Source organism: Pseudomonas asplenii (assembly GCF_001293465.1).
GTDB lineage: Bacteria > Pseudomonadota > Gammaproteobacteria > Pseudomonadales > Pseudomonadaceae > Aquipseudomonas > Aquipseudomonas fuscovaginae_B.
Map to the genome: position 1 here is coordinate 316,188 of NZ_JSYZ01000018.1, position 17,584 is coordinate 333,771.

13 protein-coding genes are annotated in these 17,584 nt (G+C 63.5%); 5 read left to right on the top strand and 8 right to left on the bottom strand.

Annotated elements, in window-relative coordinates; genetic code table 11:
• Positions 1-2: 2 nt before the first annotated feature.
• The 4 genes from pheA to mtnA form a co-directional block, all read right to left on the bottom strand.
• Positions 3-1,097: a prephenate dehydratase gene (gene pheA, locus PF66_RS23025; protein ID WP_017906408.1), complete on the bottom strand. Its 1,095-nt coding sequence runs from the start codon at positions 1,095-1,097 to the stop codon at positions 3-5.
• The gene (gene serC, locus PF66_RS23030) at positions 1,097-2,182 is read right to left on the bottom strand and encodes a 3-phosphoserine/phosphohydroxythreonine transaminase (protein ID WP_054056887.1); all 1,086 of its coding nucleotides are present in this window, start codon (positions 2,180-2,182) and stop codon (positions 1,097-1,099) included. Before serC ends, pheA begins: the two co-directional genes overlap by 1 nt.
• A gap of 202 nt (positions 2,183-2,384) precedes the next feature.
• A complete protein-coding gene (gene gyrA, locus PF66_RS23035; RefSeq protein WP_054056885.1) occupies positions 2,385-5,183 on the bottom strand; it encodes a DNA gyrase subunit A in 2,799 nt (932 codons plus the stop codon).
• A 324-nt stretch (positions 5,184-5,507) separates the two neighbouring features.
• Positions 5,508-6,584, bottom strand: a complete 1,077-nt coding sequence (gene mtnA, locus PF66_RS23040) for an S-methyl-5-thioribose-1-phosphate isomerase (protein WP_054063915.1) — start codon at positions 6,582-6,584, stop codon at positions 5,508-5,510.
• 114 nt (positions 6,585-6,698) lie between these two features.
• Here mtnA and PF66_RS23045 point away from each other — a divergent pair, with 114 nt between their 5' ends.
• The 5 genes from PF66_RS23045 (at position 6,699) to PF66_RS23065 (ending at position 11,623) form a co-directional block, all read left to right on the top strand.
• Positions 6,699-8,030, top strand: coding sequence for a TRZ/ATZ family hydrolase (locus tag PF66_RS23045; RefSeq protein ID WP_054063916.1), 1,332 nt, complete (start codon positions 6,699-6,701; stop codon positions 8,028-8,030).
• A gap of 64 nt (positions 8,031-8,094) precedes the next feature.
• A complete protein-coding gene (gene ubiG / locus PF66_RS23050; RefSeq protein WP_054060540.1) occupies positions 8,095-8,793 on the top strand; it encodes a bifunctional 2-polyprenyl-6-hydroxyphenol methylase/3-demethylubiquinol 3-O-methyltransferase UbiG in 699 nt (232 codons plus the stop codon).
• Between the two features lie 3 nt (positions 8,794-8,796).
• Positions 8,797-9,468, top strand: coding sequence for an N-acetylmuramic acid 6-phosphate phosphatase MupP (gene mupP, locus PF66_RS23055; protein WP_054060541.1), 672 nt, complete (start codon positions 8,797-8,799; stop codon positions 9,466-9,468).
• A 124-nt stretch (positions 9,469-9,592) separates the two neighbouring features.
• Entirely contained in the window at positions 9,593-10,333 is a 741-nt protein-coding gene (locus tag PF66_RS23060) for a YciK family oxidoreductase (RefSeq protein ID WP_054060542.1), read from the top strand.
• A 363-nt stretch (positions 10,334-10,696) separates the two neighbouring features.
• The gene (locus PF66_RS23065; RefSeq protein ID WP_054060543.1) at positions 10,697-11,623 is read left to right on the top strand and encodes a GGDEF domain-containing protein; all 927 of its coding nucleotides are present in this window, start codon (positions 10,697-10,699) and stop codon (positions 11,621-11,623) included.
• Between the two features lie 57 nt (positions 11,624-11,680).
• Here the strand turns inward: PF66_RS23065 and PF66_RS23070 are convergent, their stop codons facing one another.
• From PF66_RS23070 to PF66_RS23085, 4 genes are all read right to left on the bottom strand, one after another.
• Positions 11,681-12,436 carry a TenA family transcriptional regulator gene (locus PF66_RS23070; protein WP_416773450.1) on the bottom strand — a complete coding sequence of 252 codons (756 nt, stop codon included), beginning with the start codon at positions 12,434-12,436 and terminating at the stop codon, positions 11,681-11,683.
• Between the two features lie 83 nt (positions 12,437-12,519).
• Complete coding sequence (locus PF66_RS23075; RefSeq protein WP_054060545.1) at positions 12,520-14,979, bottom strand: EAL domain-containing protein; 2,460 nt, start codon at positions 14,977-14,979, stop codon at positions 12,520-12,522.
• Between the two features lie 209 nt (positions 14,980-15,188).
• Entirely contained in the window at positions 15,189-16,988 is a 1,800-nt protein-coding gene (locus PF66_RS23080) for an ABC transporter ATP-binding protein (RefSeq protein ID WP_054063917.1), read from the bottom strand.
• Positions 16,981-17,583 (bottom strand): DsbA family protein, encoded by a 603-nt coding sequence (locus PF66_RS23085; protein WP_192842784.1) that lies wholly within the window; start codon positions 17,581-17,583, stop codon positions 16,981-16,983. Before PF66_RS23085 ends, PF66_RS23080 begins: the two co-directional genes overlap by 8 nt.
• Position 17,584: the final 1 nt, after the last annotated feature.

The following is a 17,584-nucleotide window of genomic DNA, read 5'->3' on the forward strand; positions in this document are numbered from 1 at the left end:
CCTTACAGAACCGCTTTCGGGTAGGAGCCCAGCACCTTCAGCGCCACCGCTTCCTGACTGATCTTCTCCAGCACACCCTTGACCAGCGGGTCGCGGTGATGGCCGACGAAGTCGATGAAGAAGACATAGGTCCACTTGCCGCTGCGCGAAGGGCGAGTTTCAATTCGCGTCAGGTCGATGCCATTGTCGTGGAACGGCACCAGCAGCTCGTGCAGCGCACCCGGCTTGTTGCTCATGGAAACGATGATCGAGGTCTTGTCGTCGCCGGTCGGCGGCACTTCCTGGTTGCCGATCATCAGGAACCGCGTGGAGTTGTCCGGACGGTCCTCGATCTTCTCGGCCAGGCGGGTCAGACCATACAGGCCAGCCGCCATGTCCCCGGCGATCGCCGCCGAGTTCCACTCGCCCTTGACCCGCTTGGCCGCCTCGGCGTTGCTCGACACCGCCACGCGCTCGACATTCGGGTAATGGGCGTCCAGCCACTTGCGGCACTGGGCCAGGGACTGGGCGTGGGAGTAGATGCGACTGATACTGTCGGTCTTGGTGTTCTCACCCACCAGCAGGTGATGGTGAATGCGCAGCTCGACTTCGCCGCAGATCACCATGTCGTGCTCGAGGAAGCTGTCGAGGGTGTGGTTGACCGCGCCCTCGGTGGAGTTCTCCACCGGCACCACGCCGAAGTTCACCGCACCGGCGGCAACCTCGCGGAACACCTCGTCGATCGCCGCCATCGGCTTGCTGATCACCGCATGGCCGAAGTGCTTCATCGCCGCCGCCTGGGTGAAGGTTCCCTCGGGGCCCAGATAGGCCACTTTCAGCGGCTGCTCCAGGGCCAGGCAGGAGGACATGATCTCGCGGAACAACCGCGCCATTTCCTCGTTGCCCAGCGGCCCCTGGTTGCGCTCCATGACGCGCTTGAGCACCTGGGCCTCCCGCTCGGGACGATAGAAAACCGGCACTTCGCCCTCGGCCAGCGAGCCCATCTTCACTCGTGCGACTTCCTGGGCGCAGCGGGCACGCTCGCTGATCAGTTCGAGAATTTTCTCATCGAGACTGTCGATACGCAGGCGCAGCGCCTTGAGTTCCTGTTCAGCCATCAGCCGTGTTCCTTCTCGAACTCTGCCATGTACGCCACCAGCGCGTTGACCGCATCGATGCCCACGGCGTTATAGATGGAGGCACGCATGCCGCCCACGGAACGGTGCCCCTTGAGGTTCAGCAGGCCGCGAGCGTCGGCACCGGCCAGGAACGGCTTGTCCAGGCGATCGTCGGCCAGACGGAACGGCACGTTCATCCACGAGCGGTTGCTCTTGTTGACCGGGTTGCTGTACAGGCCGCTGGCGTCGATGAAGTCATACAGCGTGCGCTGCTTCAGATCGTTGAGCCTGCCGATGGCCTCGACACCGCCCTGCTCCTTGAGCCACTGGAACACCAGGCCCGAGAGGTACCAGGCCAGGGTCGGCGGGGTGTTGTACATCGAGCCGTTGTCGGCCGCGACCTTGTAGTCGAGCATGGTCGGGCAGATCGAACGGGCACGACCCAGCAGGTCTTCACGCACGATATTGACGACGATACCGCTCGGGCCGATGTTCTTCTGCGCACCGGCGTAGATCATGCCGAAACGGGAAACGTCCACCGCACGCGAGAGAATGTTCGAAGACATGTCGGTGACCAGCGGCACGTCGCCGGTTTCCGGAATCCAGTCGAACTCCAGGCCGCCGATGGTCTCGTTCGAGACGTAGTGAACATAGGCAGCGTCTTTCGACAGCTTCCACTCGTTCTGGCCAGGAATGGCGAAGTAATCGTAGGACTTGGCGCTGGCGGCGACATTGACGTTACCGAAACGCGAAGCCTCCTCGATGGCCTTCTTCGACCAGATACCGGTCTCGATGTAGTCGGCCTTGCCGGTTTCCGGCAGCAGGTTCAACGCAACCTGGGCAAACTGCTGGCTGGCGCCGCCCTGCAGGAACAGCACCTTGTAGTTCGAGGGGATATCCAGCAGATCGCGCAGATCCTGCTCGGCCCGCTCGGCGATGGAGACGAACTCATCGCTGCGATGGCTCATTTCCATGACCGACAGCCCCTTGCCTTGCCAGTCCAGCAACTCCGACTGGGCACGCAACAGGACAGCTTCAGGCAGCGCAGCAGGACCTGCGCAGAAGTTATAGGCTCGTTTGCTCACATCCACTCTCGCTATGCTTGAAGATATACATGCCGCCAGGCCTGCCCGGCACCCTGCAGGAACGACTCGCCGGCTTCAGCGAATCTCGATACTCCTGACACGACAAAGCGGTCCGACAACGACCGCTCCGCGTTCGATCACGACCCACCGTCCAACGATGGGTTGCCCTACAGTAGCTACAACGTCAGGCGCAGGCGTTTAATTAATCCTGCCGTTCAACTTCATCGGCCGCCTCGTCCGAAGACGAATCGCCGACCACGCCGTCGATTGGCATTTCGCCATCAACCTCGACGTCCGCCGCAACCTCCAGCTCCTCGCCCTCGACTTCCGACGGCTCCTGGACCCGTTCCAGGCCGACCAGCGTTTCGTCATTGGCCAGCTTGATCAGGGTCACGCCCTGGGTGTTACGACCCAGGCTGGAAACTTCGTCGACACGGGTACGAACCAGGGTGCCCTGGTCGGAAATCAGCATGATCTCCTCGCCTTCCTGCACCTGGATCGCACCGATCAACTGGCCATTGCGGTCCTTGGTGACCATGGCGATCACGCCCTGGCCGCCACGACCACGACGCGGGAACTTGCTCAGCGGCGTACGCTTGCCGAAACCACGCTCGGAAGCGGTCAGGATCTGCGCACCCGACTCCGGAATCAGCATGGAGATCAGCTTCTGCCCCTTGCCGATCCGCATGCCACGGATACCACGGGCACCACGCCCCATCTCGCGGACGCCGCTTTCGGCGAAGCGAATCACCTTGCCAGCATCAGAGAACAGCATGACCTCCTTGGCACCGTCGGTGATCGCGGCGGCGATCAGGGTATCGCCCTCCTTCAGTTTCAGGGCGATCAGGCCGCTGGTACGCGGACGGCTGAACTGGGCCAGCGGGGTTTTCTTGACCGTACCGAACGCGGTGGCCATGAAGATGTAGGCACCGGTCGGCTCGGCCACCAGCTCGGCGGTATCACCGTCGACTTCTTCGGCGGCATCGGCAACGTCATCGGCCTCGATCACTTCGCCCTCGATCACCGAATCATCGGCATCGTCCAGTTCGTCATCGGCACCGGCGCTTTGCTGCAGAGCCTCCAGGTCGATCTGCAGCATGGTGGTGATGTACTCACCCTCGTCCAGCGGCAACAGGTTGACCAGCGGGCGACCGCGGGCGGCGCGGGACGCCTCGGGAATCTCGTAGGTCTTGAGCCAGTAGACCTTGCCCTTGCTGGAGAACAGCAGGAGCGTGGCATGGCTGTTGGCAACCAGCAGGTGGGAGATGTAGTCCTCATCCTTGACGCCGGTCGCCGACTTGCCCTTGCCGCCACGACGCTGGGCCTGATAGGCCGACAGCGGCTGGGTCTTGGCGTAGCCGCTGTGGGAGATGGTCACCACGCGCTCTTCTTCAGGGATCATGTCGCCCAGAGTCAGGTCGAGGCGGGCATCGAGAATCTCGGTGCGACGCGCGTCGCCGTACTCGGCACGGATCACCTCCAGCTCTTCGCGGATCACTTCCATCAGGCGCACGGCGCTGTTGAGGATGCGGATCAGCTCGCCGATCTGGTTGAGGATCTCCTGGTACTCGGCCAGCAGCTTCTCGTGCTCCAGGCCGGTCAGGCGGTGCAGGCGCAGCTCCAGGATAGCCTGGGCCTGCTCCGGCGACAGGTAGTACTTGCCGTCACGCAGGCCGTATTGCGGATCGAGGTTCTCCGGACGGCAGGAATCGGCGCCAGCGCGCTCGACCATGGTCATCACCGCGCTGGACTCCCAGGGCGTGCTGACCAGCGCTTCCTTGGCTTCCGACGGCGTCGGCGAAGCCTTGATCAGGGCGATCACCGGGTCGATGTTCGACAGCGCCACGGCCTGACCTTCGAGGATATGGCCACGCTCACGCGCCTTGCGCAGTTCGAACACGGTACGCCGGGTCACCACTTCGCGACGATGGCGAACGAAGGCTTCCAGCAAGTCCTTGAGGTTGAGGATCCGCGGACGGCCGTCGACCAGCGCCACGATGTTGATACCGAACACGCTCTGCAACTGGGTCTGGGCGTAGAGGTTGTTGAGCACCACCTCCGGCACTTCGCCCCGGCGCAGCTCGATCACCACGCGCATGCCTTCCTTGTCGGATTCGTCGCGCAGCTCGGTGATGCCTTCGAGTTTCTTTTCCTTGACCAGCTCGGCGATCTTCTCGATCAGACGGGCCTTGTTCAACTGGTAAGGCAGCTCGGTAATGACGATCTGCTGGCGACCGCCGACCTTGTCGATATCCTCGACGGTCGAGCGGGCACGCATGTAGATGCGCCCGCGACCGGTGCGATAGGCCTCGATGATGCCGGCACGGCCGTTGATGATGCCCGCGGTCGGGAAGTCCGGACCGGGGATGTACTGCATCAGTTCATCGACGGTGACATCGGGGTTGTCGATCAGCGCCAGACAACCGTCGATCACTTCGCCGAGGTTGTGCGGCGGGATGTTGGTCGCCATGCCCACGGCGATACCGCTGGAACCGTTGACCAGCAGGTTGGGGATACGGGTCGGCATGACCGCCGGGATCTGCTCGGTGCCGTCATAGTTGGGCACCCAGTCCACGGTTTCCTTGTGCAGGTCGGCCAGCAGCTCGTGCGCCAGCTTGGTCATGCGCACTTCGGTGTATCGCATGGCCGCGGCGTTGTCGCCGTCGACGGAACCGAAGTTGCCCTGGCCGTCGACCAGCAGGTAGCGCAGGGAGAATGGCTGCGCCATCCGAACGATGGTGTCGTATACAGCGGTATCACCGTGCGGGTGATACTTACCGATCACGTCACCGACCACACGGGCAGATTTCTTGTACGGCTTGTTCCAGTCGTTACCCAGCTCGCTCATCGCGAACAGCACACGCCGGTGCACGGGCTTCAAGCCATCACGCGCATCGGGCAGTGCCCGTCCGACGATCACGCTCATCGCGTAGTCGAGGTAGGACTGTTTCAGCTCGTCTTCGATATTGACCGGGAGGATTTCTTTGGCCAGTTCGCCCATGAGAAGCCTGATTCCTTTTTCTGGTGAAACTTCGTCACATCCATATGGGACGAACGAAGCTTGTCGCTGCCGACCTGATGCCTGGCAGCGACTTACGACAAATCAACGAGTTATGCCATGGATCTGCGCAGTAAGGGCAGCCGGTTCGGGCAACCCTGGAAACCGCCGGATGTTATCACAATCGCCGCCACGCACCTATCCCCGGATACACAAGGAACCCGACAGGCGACCAACGAAACCCTCCGAGAGCGCATCCGGAGGGGCTTAGAAGCAAAATGCGGGCATTTATCGCCGGGAAAAGCCAGTTGGCCGGAAAAAATCGGATCAGTGCAGACGCTTGCGGCACATCAGTTGAGCGATCTTGGCGGTGTCCGGCCGCTCGACGACGCCCTTCTCGGTCACAATGACATCGATCAGATCCGCCGGGGTCACGTCGAAGACCGGACTGAAGGTCTCCATGGAGACATCGAGGCGCTTCCCGTCCGCCCCCAGCAATTCATCGCCGCCCTGCTCCTGCGGGGCGATTTCCTCGCCGCTGGCCAACGCCAGGTCGATGGTCGAACTCGCGGCCACCACCATGAAGCGCACGCCGTGATGCATGGCGCAGACGGCCAATTGGTAAGTACCGATCCTGCTTGCCACATCACCATTGGCGGCAATGCGGTCGGCACTGATGACGACCCAGGTCACGCCCCTGGTTTTCATGACCTGGGCGGCGGCGGCATCGGCGCTCACGGTCACCGGGATGCCTTCGCTGGCCAGCGCCCAGGCGGTCAGGCGCGAACCCTGCTGCCAGGGCCGGGTTTCATCGACATAGACCCGCTCGACCATGCCCTCGACGAAGGCGCCGCGAATCACCCCCAGCGCCGTGCCGAAACCACCGGTGGCCAGGGCCCCGGTATTGCAATGGGTAAGAATCGCCTGGGCATTGCCCTGATGCTTGCGAATCAGCTCGACGCCCAACTGCGCCATGGTCAGGTTGGCTTCGCGATCGCTGTCGTGGATGGCGACCGCCTCGGCCTCCAGCGCCGCCAGCGGATCGGCGCCCTCGCGAAGCCGGCCCAGCCGCTCGCGCATGCGCCCCAGCGCCCAGGACAAACTGTCCGCAGCCGGACGTGAAGCGGCCAGCACGGCGAAATCCTCCTCCAGCGCCGCAGTCCAGTCGCCCCCTTCGGCAAGCCGTGCCCGCGCCGCCAGCACCACGCCATAGGCCGCACAGATGCCGATGGCCGGGGCGCCGCGCACGGCCATCAGCCGAATCGCCTCGGCGACCGCCACGGCGCTGCCGCAATCCAGCCAGTTCTGCTCGAACGGCAGAATGCGCTGGTCGAGCAGGCGCAAGGTCCCCTGGCACCAATCGATGGCCTTGACCTTTTCCGCTGCCAACAACCGATCGCGCATGACTCACTCCGCAGTGATGAAACAAAAGCCGTCGATTATAGCGATCACCCCGCCTGGACGCTCGGGTATACTTCGCTGTCTCAATATATGCATGAAGCCTGGAAGCCGCCCCCGATGCCAAACATCGCCGCCCCGCTCGACCTGCTGTTGTTGCCCACCTGGCTGGTACCTGTCGAACCGGCTGGCGTGGTCCTCAAGGAGCACGGCCTGGGCATCCGTGACGGGCGTATCGCGTTTATCGGCCCGCGGGCCGAGGCCTTGAAGCTGGCGACCGAAGAGGTCCGCGAACTGCCGGGGACACTGCTCGCTCCAGGCCTGATCAATGCCCACGGGCATGCCGCCATGACCCTGTTCCGCGGCCTCGCCGATGACCTGCCGCTGATGACCTGGCTGGAGCAGCATATCTGGCCGGCCGAAGGCAAATGGGTCAGCGAGGACTTCGTCCGCGACGGCACCGACCTGGCTATCGCCGAACAGATCAAGGGCGGGATCAGCTGTTTTTCGGATATGTACTTCTACCCGAAAGTTGCCAGCGAGTGCGTGCATGACAGCGGCATCCGTGCACAGATCGCCATGCCGATCCTCGATTTCCCGATCCCCGGGGCCGCCAGCACCGACGAAGCCCTGCGCCAGGCCATCGAACTGTTCGGCGACCTCAAGCACCACCCCCGAATCAAGATAGCCTTCGGCCCACATGCACCTTATACCGTGGGTGACGAAAACCTGGAAAAAATCCGCGTGATCGCCGAAGAACTCGACGCGGCAATCCACATGCACGTGCATGAAACCGCCTTCGAGGTCCAGCAGGCGCTCGAGCAGCACGGTGAGCGCCCTCTCGCCCGGCTGGCCCGGCTCGGCCTGCTGGGACCGCGCCTGCAAGCCGTGCACATGACCCAAATCAGCGATGAAGACCTGGCTTTGCTGGTAGAAAGCAACACCAGCGTGATCCACTGTCCGGAATCGAACCTGAAACTGGCCAGCGGCTTCTGCCCGGTCGAACGCCTGTGGCAGGCCGGTGTCAACGTGGCCATAGGCACCGATGGCGCGGCGAGCAACAATGATCTCGACCTGCTCGGGGAAACCCGCACCGCCGCCCTGCTGGCCAAGGCCGTCGCCGGTTCGGCCAGCGCCCTGGATGCCCATCGCGCCTTGCGCATGGCCACCCTCAACGGCGCACGGGCCCTGGGCCTGGACAACGAAATCGGCAGCCTGGAGGTCGGCAAGGCCGCGGACCTCGTCGCCTTCGACCTCGGCGGCCTGGCCCAGCAACCGATTTACGAGCCGGTGTCCACGCTGATCTACGCCGGCGGACGCGACTGCGTGCAACACCTGTGGGTCGGCGGCAGGCAACTGCTCGACGACCGGCGCCTGACCCGCCTGGATGAACAGCGACTGATCGCCGCGGCCCGGGACTGGGGCCAGCGCATCGGCGGACACGCCTGCTGAATTATCGTCCCGGGCGCCAACAGCCCGGGATCACCCTGATTTTCAAGCTTTGGAGAATAGCCCCATGAGCAACGTCGACCACGCAGAAATCGCCAAGTTCGAAGCCCTGGCCCACCGCTGGTGGGACCGCGAGAGCGAGTTCAAGCCGCTGCACGACATCAACCCGCTGCGGGTCAACTGGATCGACGAGCGGGTCAGGCTGGCCGGCAAGAAGGTCCTCGACGTCGGCTGCGGCGGCGGTATCCTCAGCGAAGCCATGGCCCAGCGCGGTGCCACCGTCATGGGCATCGACATGGGCGAAGCGCCACTGGCCGTGGCCCAGTTGCACCAGCTGGAATCGGGCGTCGATGTCGAATACCGGCAGATCACCGCCGAAGCCCTGGCCGAGGAAATGCCCGAGCAGTTCGACGTGGTCACCTGCCTGGAGATGCTCGAGCACGTGCCCGACCCGTCGTCGGTGATCCGCGCCTGCTTCCGCATGGTCAAACCCGGCGGCCAGGTGTTCTTCTCCACCATCAACCGCAACCCCAAGGCCTACCTGTTCGCCATCGTCGGTGCGGAATACATCATGGGCCTGCTGCCGCGCGGCACCCACGACTTCAAGAAGTTCATCCGCCCATCCGAGCTGGGGGCCTGGAGCCGCCAGGCGGGCCTGGCGGTCAAGGACATCATCGGCCTGACCTACAACCCACTGACCAAGCACTACAAGCTGGCCGCGGACGTGGGCGTGAACTACATGATCCAGACCCTGCGCGAGGAGTGACCGATGCGCTTGAGAGCGGTTCTCTTCGACATGGATGGCACCCTGCTCGATACCGCGCCGGACTTCATCGCCATCTGCCAGGCCATGCTGGCTGATCGCGGGCTGCCGCCGATTGCCGACAAGCTGATCCGCGACGAGATCTCCGGCGGCGCCCGGGCGATGGTGGCGGTGACCTTCATGATGGACCCCGAGTCACCGGGCTTCGAGGAACTGCGCCAGGAATTCCTCGAGCGCTACCTCAAGGCCTGCGCGGTGCACAGCCGGCTGTTCGACGGCATGGGCGAACTGCTGGAGGATATCGAGAAGGCCAGGCTGGTCTGGGGTGTGGTCACCAACAAGCCGGTGCGCTTCGCCGAGCCGATCATGCAGCAGCTCGGCCTGGCCGAGCGCTCGGCGCTGCTGATCTGCCCGGATCACGTCACCCGGAGCAAGCCGGACCCCGAGCCGCTGATCCTCGCCTGCAAGATGCTCGACCTCGACCCGGCCAGCGTCCTGTTCGTCGGCGACGACCTGCGCGATATCGAATCGGGTCGGGATGCCGGGACCCGCACCGCCGCGGTGCGCTACGGTTACATCCATCCGGACGACAACCCCGATCACTGGGGCGCCGATGTGGTCGTCGACCATCCGCTGGAACTGCGCCGCGTGCTGGACAACGCCCTGTGCAGTTGCTGACCCCGCAGGAGCCGGCTTGCTGACGATCCAGACGCCGCGGCCGAACAGCCACACCGCGTCAAGCGATCGCCAGCAAGCCGGCGCCTACCGGTAGCGCCCCTCCCCAATTTGTTGAGGTTTAGCCATGTTTGATTATTCCGCCCGCCCCGAACTGCTCAAGGACCGGGTGATCCTGGTCACCGGCGCCGGTCGCGGCATCGGTGCGGCCGCTGCCAAGAGCTACGCCGCCCACGGCGCCACGGTACTGCTGCTGGGCAAGACCGAAGCCAACCTGACTCAGGTCTACGACGAAATCGAGGCCGCCGGCCACCCGCAACCGGTGGTGATTCCCTTCAACCTGGAAACCGCCCTGCCGCACCAGTACGACGAACTGGCGGCGATGATCGAGAACGAGTTCGGCCATCTCGACGGCCTGCTGCACAACGCTTCGATCATCGGCCCGCGCACCCCGCTGGAACAGCTCTCGGGCGACAACTTCATGCGCGTCATGCAGGTCAACGTCAATGCGATGTTCATGCTCACCAGCACCCTGCTGCCACTGCTCAAGCTGTCCCGGGATGCCTCGGTGATCTTCACGTCCAGCAGTGTCGGTCGCAAGGGCCGCGCCTACTGGGGCGCCTATGGCGTCTCCAAGTTCGCCACCGAGGGCCTGATGCAGACCCTCGCCGACGAGCTGGACAACGTCGCGCCAGTGCGCGCCAACAGCATCAACCCGGGCGCCACCCGTACCAGCATGCGCGCCCAGGCCTACCCCGGCGAAAACCCGCTGAACAATCCGACCCCGGAAGAGATCATGCCGGTCTATCTCTACCTGATGGGCCCGGACAGTACCGGCATCAACGGCCAGGCCTTCAACGCCCAGTAGGCTCCCGCCCTGCGCACCGTGCCGGAATACCGGCACGGCACGCAATAAATCTCAAAAAGCCACTACGGCAAGTCAAGGAATTGCCGCCCCGCCTTGTCTTATTCCGCCTCAAAAAAACAAGTCACTGAATTTAAACGACTTATATTCAAGTGAACGGATTGGCACGACTTTCGCTCTAACTTCCTTCAGACACGCCAGGTGAACGCCATGGGGCATTCCATCGGCCAGGCCCGCAAAGCCCGGCCCGAGCGACTAGACTGATGCCAAAGGTCCTACGGGACTGATGGACCAGTACGCTGCGCAGCCCCAAGCCGCATTCGCCAGCCTGTAAGACTGCATGCTGAGCCCAGGGGGCCCGCTACCATGAAGACACCGATCCAGACCAACGCCATTGATTTCGATAGCGCCAAGCTGCAGCGCCTGGGTTTCGGCCAAGCCCCCTCCCTGTTCCACCGTCCGACCACACTGACGCAATTGCGCCAGCAACTGATGCTGCAATTGCAGACCAGCCTGGAGCCGGAGCGCATCCTCGGCCTGTTTTTCCGCGAGATCCAGCGCCTGGTGCCGCTGCAGTCGCTGGTCTACACGCACCAGCCGAGCGATTTGCGCCTGGAGTTCGGCCAGCGCGGCCACCACTCGGTGAGCTACAGCCTCAGCCATGAAGGCGAACACATGGGCGAACTGCTGTTTCGGCGCAGCCAGCGCTTCACCGAACAGGAGCTGGGCAACCTCGAATCGCTGCTGTCCTGCCTGCTCTACCCGATGCGCAACGCCCTGCTCTATCGCGCCGCGACCCAGAGCGCCCTGCGCGACCCCCTGACCGAAACCGGCAACCGCATCGCCATGGACCAGACCCTGCAGCGGGAAATCGACCTGGCGCGCCGCCATAGCCAGCCGCTGTCGCTGCTGATGCTGGATATAGATCACTTCAAGCGCATCAACGACAGCCACGGTCACGCGGCCGGCGACCAGGTACTCAAGGCCGTCGCCACCTCGATCAAGGAGCAATTGCGCAACATCGACATGATCTTCCGCTACGGTGGAGAAGAATTTCTCGTCGTCCTCTCCAACACCGGCCGGGAGGCAGCGGCGCTGGTGGGCGAGCGCCTGCGCCAGACCGCACAGTCCCGGGATTACGCCGCCAACGAGCAGACCATCGCACTGACGGTGAGCCTGGGTTGTGCCACCCTGCTGCCCGGGGAGTCGCTGCAGAGCCTGCTGCGCCGCGCCGACAGCGCCCTGTATGTCGCCAAGCGCGAAGGTCGCAACCGACTGGCAATGGCGGGCTAGCCCTCTGGCGTCGCTTGCGGGGCCAGCCCGCGGAACGGCCCGCCGTCCTTCATCGGCTCAACTGCCGACGAGTTCTGCCACGCGCTCACGGGCGACCGGAGTCTTTTCCAGCTGCATGCAGCGCTCCAGGAACAGGTACATGTAGTCGTAGCTCTTGCAGATGGCCTGACGCAGCTCGGTCTGCAACGCCTGGCTCGGATGGGTCCCCGCCAGGGTGCAGACGATCTCCAGCGCTTCCCAGGGGTGGGCATCGTCATACTGGGCGTGCATCTTCAACCACTTCATCGCGCGCTTGCGCTCTTCCTCGGGGAACGCCGCCGCATAGACGCCGGTCGAGCAGACCAGCGCCGACCACTCGCCGGTGGCCCCCTCGATGGCATAGTTGGTGGCGGCAATGGCCACCACCAGCGAATCCGCCGAACTGGTATGCCAGCACCAGTGGCTCAGAGCATGCAGCTCCGGGGGCACCTGCTGCGCCTGCAGGTCTTCCAGCGTCACGCCATGGGCCCGGCTCCAGTGCACCCAGTAGTCGGCGTGGTTCAGCTCCACGCGGATGTTACGCATCAACCAGCGGCGCGCCATGTCTTCGCCAGGATGACGGGCAAAGCGGGTCTTGGTGAGGTTCTGGGCCATGTACAACGCAAACTGCTCGACCACCGGCCAGCCACCGATCAGGTACTGGCGCATGGTTTTCGCGCTCAGCTTGTTGTCGCGCATCCGCTGGTAAAGTTCGTGTTCGACAACACGGCGCTTGCTCTCGCTACAGTCCCGAATGAGCTGTTGTGCCCAGGCCGGATAGCTGGTGGCTTCCATAAGCGGGCCGGTTCTGCTGAATGCGTCGATCACTGTTGAGCTCCTTTCCTTTTGAGTGGTGATTAGGCCGATCTGGAAGGGTTTCAGCGGAAAGTGCCGGGCGCCTTGAACAACAGCGGACGAGTCCGGGCAGGGCGACGCAACAGACTGTCGCAGGTGAACAACTGCGGGCGTTCGATCACGTAGCCCTGGGCATAATCGACGCCGATCTCCAGCAAGGCCTGCTCGATCTGCGGCGTTTCGACAAACTCTGCAATCGTTCGCTTACCCATCACATGCCCGATGTGGTTGATCACCTCGACCATGGCCCGGTTAATCGGGTCGTCCAGCATATCCTTTACAAAACTTCCATCGATCTTCAGGAAGTCTACAGGCAAATGTTTGAGATAGGCGAACGAAGACATACCGGCGCAGAAGTCATCCAGCGAGAAGTGACAACCCAAGCCCTTGAGCTCATTGATAAAACGAATCGCACTGCCGAGGTTGGAGATGGCGCTGGTCTCGGTGATCTCGAAACAAATCATCTGTGGCGAAATACCATGCAACGCAAATTGTTCGTGGAGGAACTCCAGGAACCCCTCGTCGCCGATGGTCGTGCCTGACAGATTGATCGCACACATGGCCATCGGCTCCGCACGCCCCTGGGCGCTGCACTCGGCAACCACCTTGAACACGTTCTGCACGACCCAGCGATCCAACTGGCTCATCAGGCCGTAACGCTCAGCGGCCGGAACAAAACTGTCGGGCAGGATCATGCGCCCGGCTTCATCGTGCAGGCGTAGCAGGATCTCTACATGACCACCTGCGGGATCGGTCTGACCCAGCGGGGAAATTTCCTGCGAATACAGACAAAAACGGTTCTCCTCAAGCGCCATGTGCAGGCGCTGGACCCAGGCCATTTCCCCGAATCGCAGGGACAGCTCGGAATCGTCGGCGTGATACACCTGAATCCGGTTACGACCCTTTTCCTTGGCCATGTAGCAGGCCATGTCCGCCGCCCGCAGCGAGGCTTCGAGGGTGGCGGGCATCTGGTGCAGGTGCACCAGGCCAATACTGACGGTGGTCACGAAAGGTCGGCCCTTCCAGACGAAGTGCAGGTTCTGTACGGTCTGACGCAGGTTTTCCGCAATTTTTTCAGCCGCGTCTGGCGGACAATTCTCAAGCAAGATTCCGAATTCATCCCCACCCAGTCGCGCCAGGGTATCGCCCTCGCGCAGGCCGGACTGCAGCAGCGCGCAGATATGCCGCAACAGCTCGTCGCCGGCCGCATGCCCGCAGGTGTCGTTGACCAGCTTGAACTGGTCCAGGTCGAGGAACATCAGCACATGCCGGGCCGGCTGGCGCGTCAGGTTGTGCAGGGCCTGCTCCAGCCGGTATTCGAACTCGCGACGGTTGGCCAAGCCGGTCAAGGCGTCATGGGTGGCCTGCCAGGACAGGTTGGCGATGTACTGCCGCTCCTGGGTCATGTCATGCAGCACCAGCACCGCGCCACTGACCTTGCCGGCATTGCGGATCGGCGCCCCGACCAAGGTCACCGACACCGTGCTGCCATCGAGGCGCTGGATCAGCTTGGAATGCTCGCTGCCACCGCCCAGCCGCCCGCCGAGAATATGCTCGATCAGCATGAAGCCTTCGTCCTGGGCATTCTCGTCGAGCAGGTTGAACAGCGCTCCCAGCGGCAAGCCATAGGCCTGCCCGGCCTTCCAGTGGGTCAGTTGCTCCGCAGCCGGGTTCATGTAGACGATGGCCCCCTCCACATCGGTGGTGATGACGCCGTCACCGATCGATTCCAGGGTGATCTGCGCCCGCTCCTTTTCCACCTGCAGTGCATCGGCAAAGGCATGGCGCTGAGCCAGCAGTTTGTGGGTACGCAGCAAGGCCAGGATGATCAGTACCAGGGCCGTCGTGACGTTGGTGACCAGCAGCAGGCGCAGAATCACCCGCGAGCCCTCACCCAGGGCATCGCTGAACGCCTTCGCCGCCGGGGTCACGCCGTCGTTGATGGCGAAGATATGGTTTTTCCAGCGCTTGATGTCGGCCGTCGTGGCCCGGTTGGCGGAAATGGCCTGATGCATCTGCCGGGCGACTTCATCCAGTTGCACCAGGTAGCTGTCGCCCACCGTCCACTTCTCGATCGCCCGCTCGAGGTAGCTGAAGTGGCGAAAATTCAGATACAGCCAGATGATGCTGGAGACATCATCGGGGTGGTTGCCGCCCTGCAGGATGCCCCGGCGTGCCGCCTCCAGGTCCGGGATCGGCGCATCCAGGGCGATACGCAACTCATGCCCGCCCTGGGGGACGGCAATAGCCTGCTGGTACTTGAGGAAAATCGCCTCGTCGCGGCTGTCGGCATACAAATTGAGGTAGTAGATGGCGTCCTTCTGGCCCTTGGACCAGAGACTCTCGCCCGCCACATAGCCACGCACCGCCGAAAGCACATAAAGACTGAGGCAGCCCAGCAGTGCCTGCAACAGGACGACGGCGATAAAAGGCCAGACGATGCCCAACAGCCGGGGCGTTCCGAGAGTCTGCTTGCGCTTCATGGGTACCCTTGCACCAGTGCCGCCGTATGAACAGCCGAGAGTTTTCGCCCTTGAAAGCACAGCCTAGGCTAATTTCGACAACCTCGGATGGATTGTTGATCAGCTGGCTACCCGTGCTTTTGGCCGGTTGCGCGACCCTACCGGGAAAACTCGTTTATTGTCATTAATTCAACCACCGGGCATGGAAAATCGAGTCAAACCCGAGGGCGTCAAATTTTCTGCAGGTGCCCGTAGAGCTTGGCGTACAGGCCCCCGTCGGCAATCAGTTGCTGGTGGTCGCCATCTTCGGCGATTCGCCCGCCATCGAAGACCAGCACCCGGTCCGCCTGTTTCACCGCCGACAACCGATGCGCAATGATCAGCGTGGTACGGCCGTTGAGAAAGCGGCCCAGGGCCTGGTGCAGGTTGTATTCGGTCGCGGCGTCCAGAGCCGAGGTGGCCTCGTCGAGAATCACCACCTTGGGCTCGGCCAGGACCATCCGCGCGATAGCCAGGCGCTGGCGCTGGCCGCCGGACAGACGCACGCCGGAACGCCCGACGATGCTGTCCAGGCCCTGTGGCAGGCCGCGAATGGTGCTCTCCAGCTGGGCGATCTCCAGCGCCTGCCAGCAGGCTTCGTCACTGCGCTCGCGGCCCATGGTCAGGTTGGCACGCACCGTGTCATTGAACAGGGCCGGATGCTGCAGCACCACGGCGACATGCTCGCGCACGGTTTCCAGGCCGATCTCGGCCTGGGTCGAACCACCGAAGCGGATGGTTCCGGACTGCGGCACGTAGAGCCCGAGAAGCAGTTGCACCAGGGTGCTCTTGCCGCCACCGCTGGCACCGACGATCGCCACCTTCTCGCCGGGCGCGATGGACAGGTCGAGCTGGTCGAGAACCGGCTCCTCGGTGTAGGCGAAGCTCAGTCCACGCACCTCGATGCCCACCGTTTCGCGCCCGACGAAGGGATCGACACCCCCCGGGTACGCCGGCTCGTCGGCCCGTGCCAGCAACTCGTTGATCCGCGTCAGCGCGCCGCCGGCGGCGTAGTAGGCGTACTGCAGGTTCAGCAACTGCTCCACCGGACCGATCATGAACCACAGGTAGCTGAAGACCGCGAGCATCTGGCCGATCGACAGGTCCGAGAACAGCACGGTCAGCATGGCCGCGGCACGGAAGATGTCGATGCCGAACTGGAACAGCAGGCCACTGGCCCGCCCCGAGGCATCGCTTTTCCACTGCGAGGCCACGGCATAATCGCGCACCTCACGAGCCCGCTGCCCGAGACGGCCGAGGAAAAATCCCTGGCGATTGCCGGCGCGGACTTCCTGGATGGCCTCGAGGGTTTCCGTCAGCGCCTGGGTGAAGCGCGAGGTGCTGTCGTTCTCCAGTTTCTTCAGGTGTTTGACCCGCTTGCCCAACTGCACCGTGAAATAGATCACCAGCGGGTTGAACAGCAGGATCAGCAAGGCCAGCTTCCAGTGCATCCACACCAGGATGGCGGAGGTGCCGAGCAGCGTCAGCATCGCCACCAGGAAACGGCTGAGGGTTTCCCCGACGAACTTGTCGAGGGTGTCCAGGTCGGTGACCAGGTGAGTGGTCACCGTGCCGCTGCCGAGGCTTTCATACTCGCCGAGGGAGATCCGCTTCAGGCGCTCGATCAGGCGGATACGGATGCGATAGACGATGTCCTTGGCCAGGCCGGCGAACAACCGCGCCTGCAGGACGTTGAACAGCAGCGCGGCACAACGCAGGCACAGGGTCGCCAGCAACATCAGGCCGATGTAGCCGACGGCGGTCTGCCAGGGGCCGGGCAGCAGGTGATTCATCACCTGCAGTGCCGCGTTGCCGTGCTTGAGCAGTACCTCGTCCACCAGCAGTGGCAACAGCAACGGGATGGGCACGCTGCACAAGGTCGCCAACACGGCGACCGAGTTGGCGATCCACAGGGCCTTGCGGTGTTGCAGTGCCAGACGGCGAATCTCCGCCCAGCTCAGGCGGTCCTGCGCCGATGCCGCGTCAGGCACAGGCCGCGCGCTCCAGCCAACGGCCGAGCAGCGGCGACAACTCGGAAAGCGGCTGGTAGCCATTGGTCAGCAGGGCCAGTTGGCCATTGCGTTCGGCCAGCATCGTCGGGAAACCGGCGATACCCAGGTCCTGGACCCACGTGAAATCGGCGGCGGTGGCCGCATGCTGCTCGGCGGTATCGAAAGCGCCGGCGAACTCGATGCGCGGCAGTCCGGCCTTTTCCGCCAGTTCCACCAGTACCGAGGCCTGCGTGACGTCACGCCCCTCGACATAGAAGGCTCGCTGGATCAGCCCCACCAGCGCCCACGCGCAGTCCGGCGCCAGGCTGCGGGCGGTGATCACTGCCCGGCAGGCCGGCTCGGTGTCGTAGACGAAACCGTCCGGCAGGGCCCCGTCGAGCGTGAACGGCTGGCCGGTGGTCTCGGTGACCGCCTGCCAGTGCTCGAGAATGTAGCGCCGGGTATTGGGCTCCAGCGCGGCACCGCTGCCGGTGCGCAGGCCGCCCATCACCAGGTGCAGTTCTACCCCGGCTTCCTGCGCCTGCCTGACCAGCGCCTCGGCCACCGGGGCGAAACCCCAGCACCAGGAGCACATC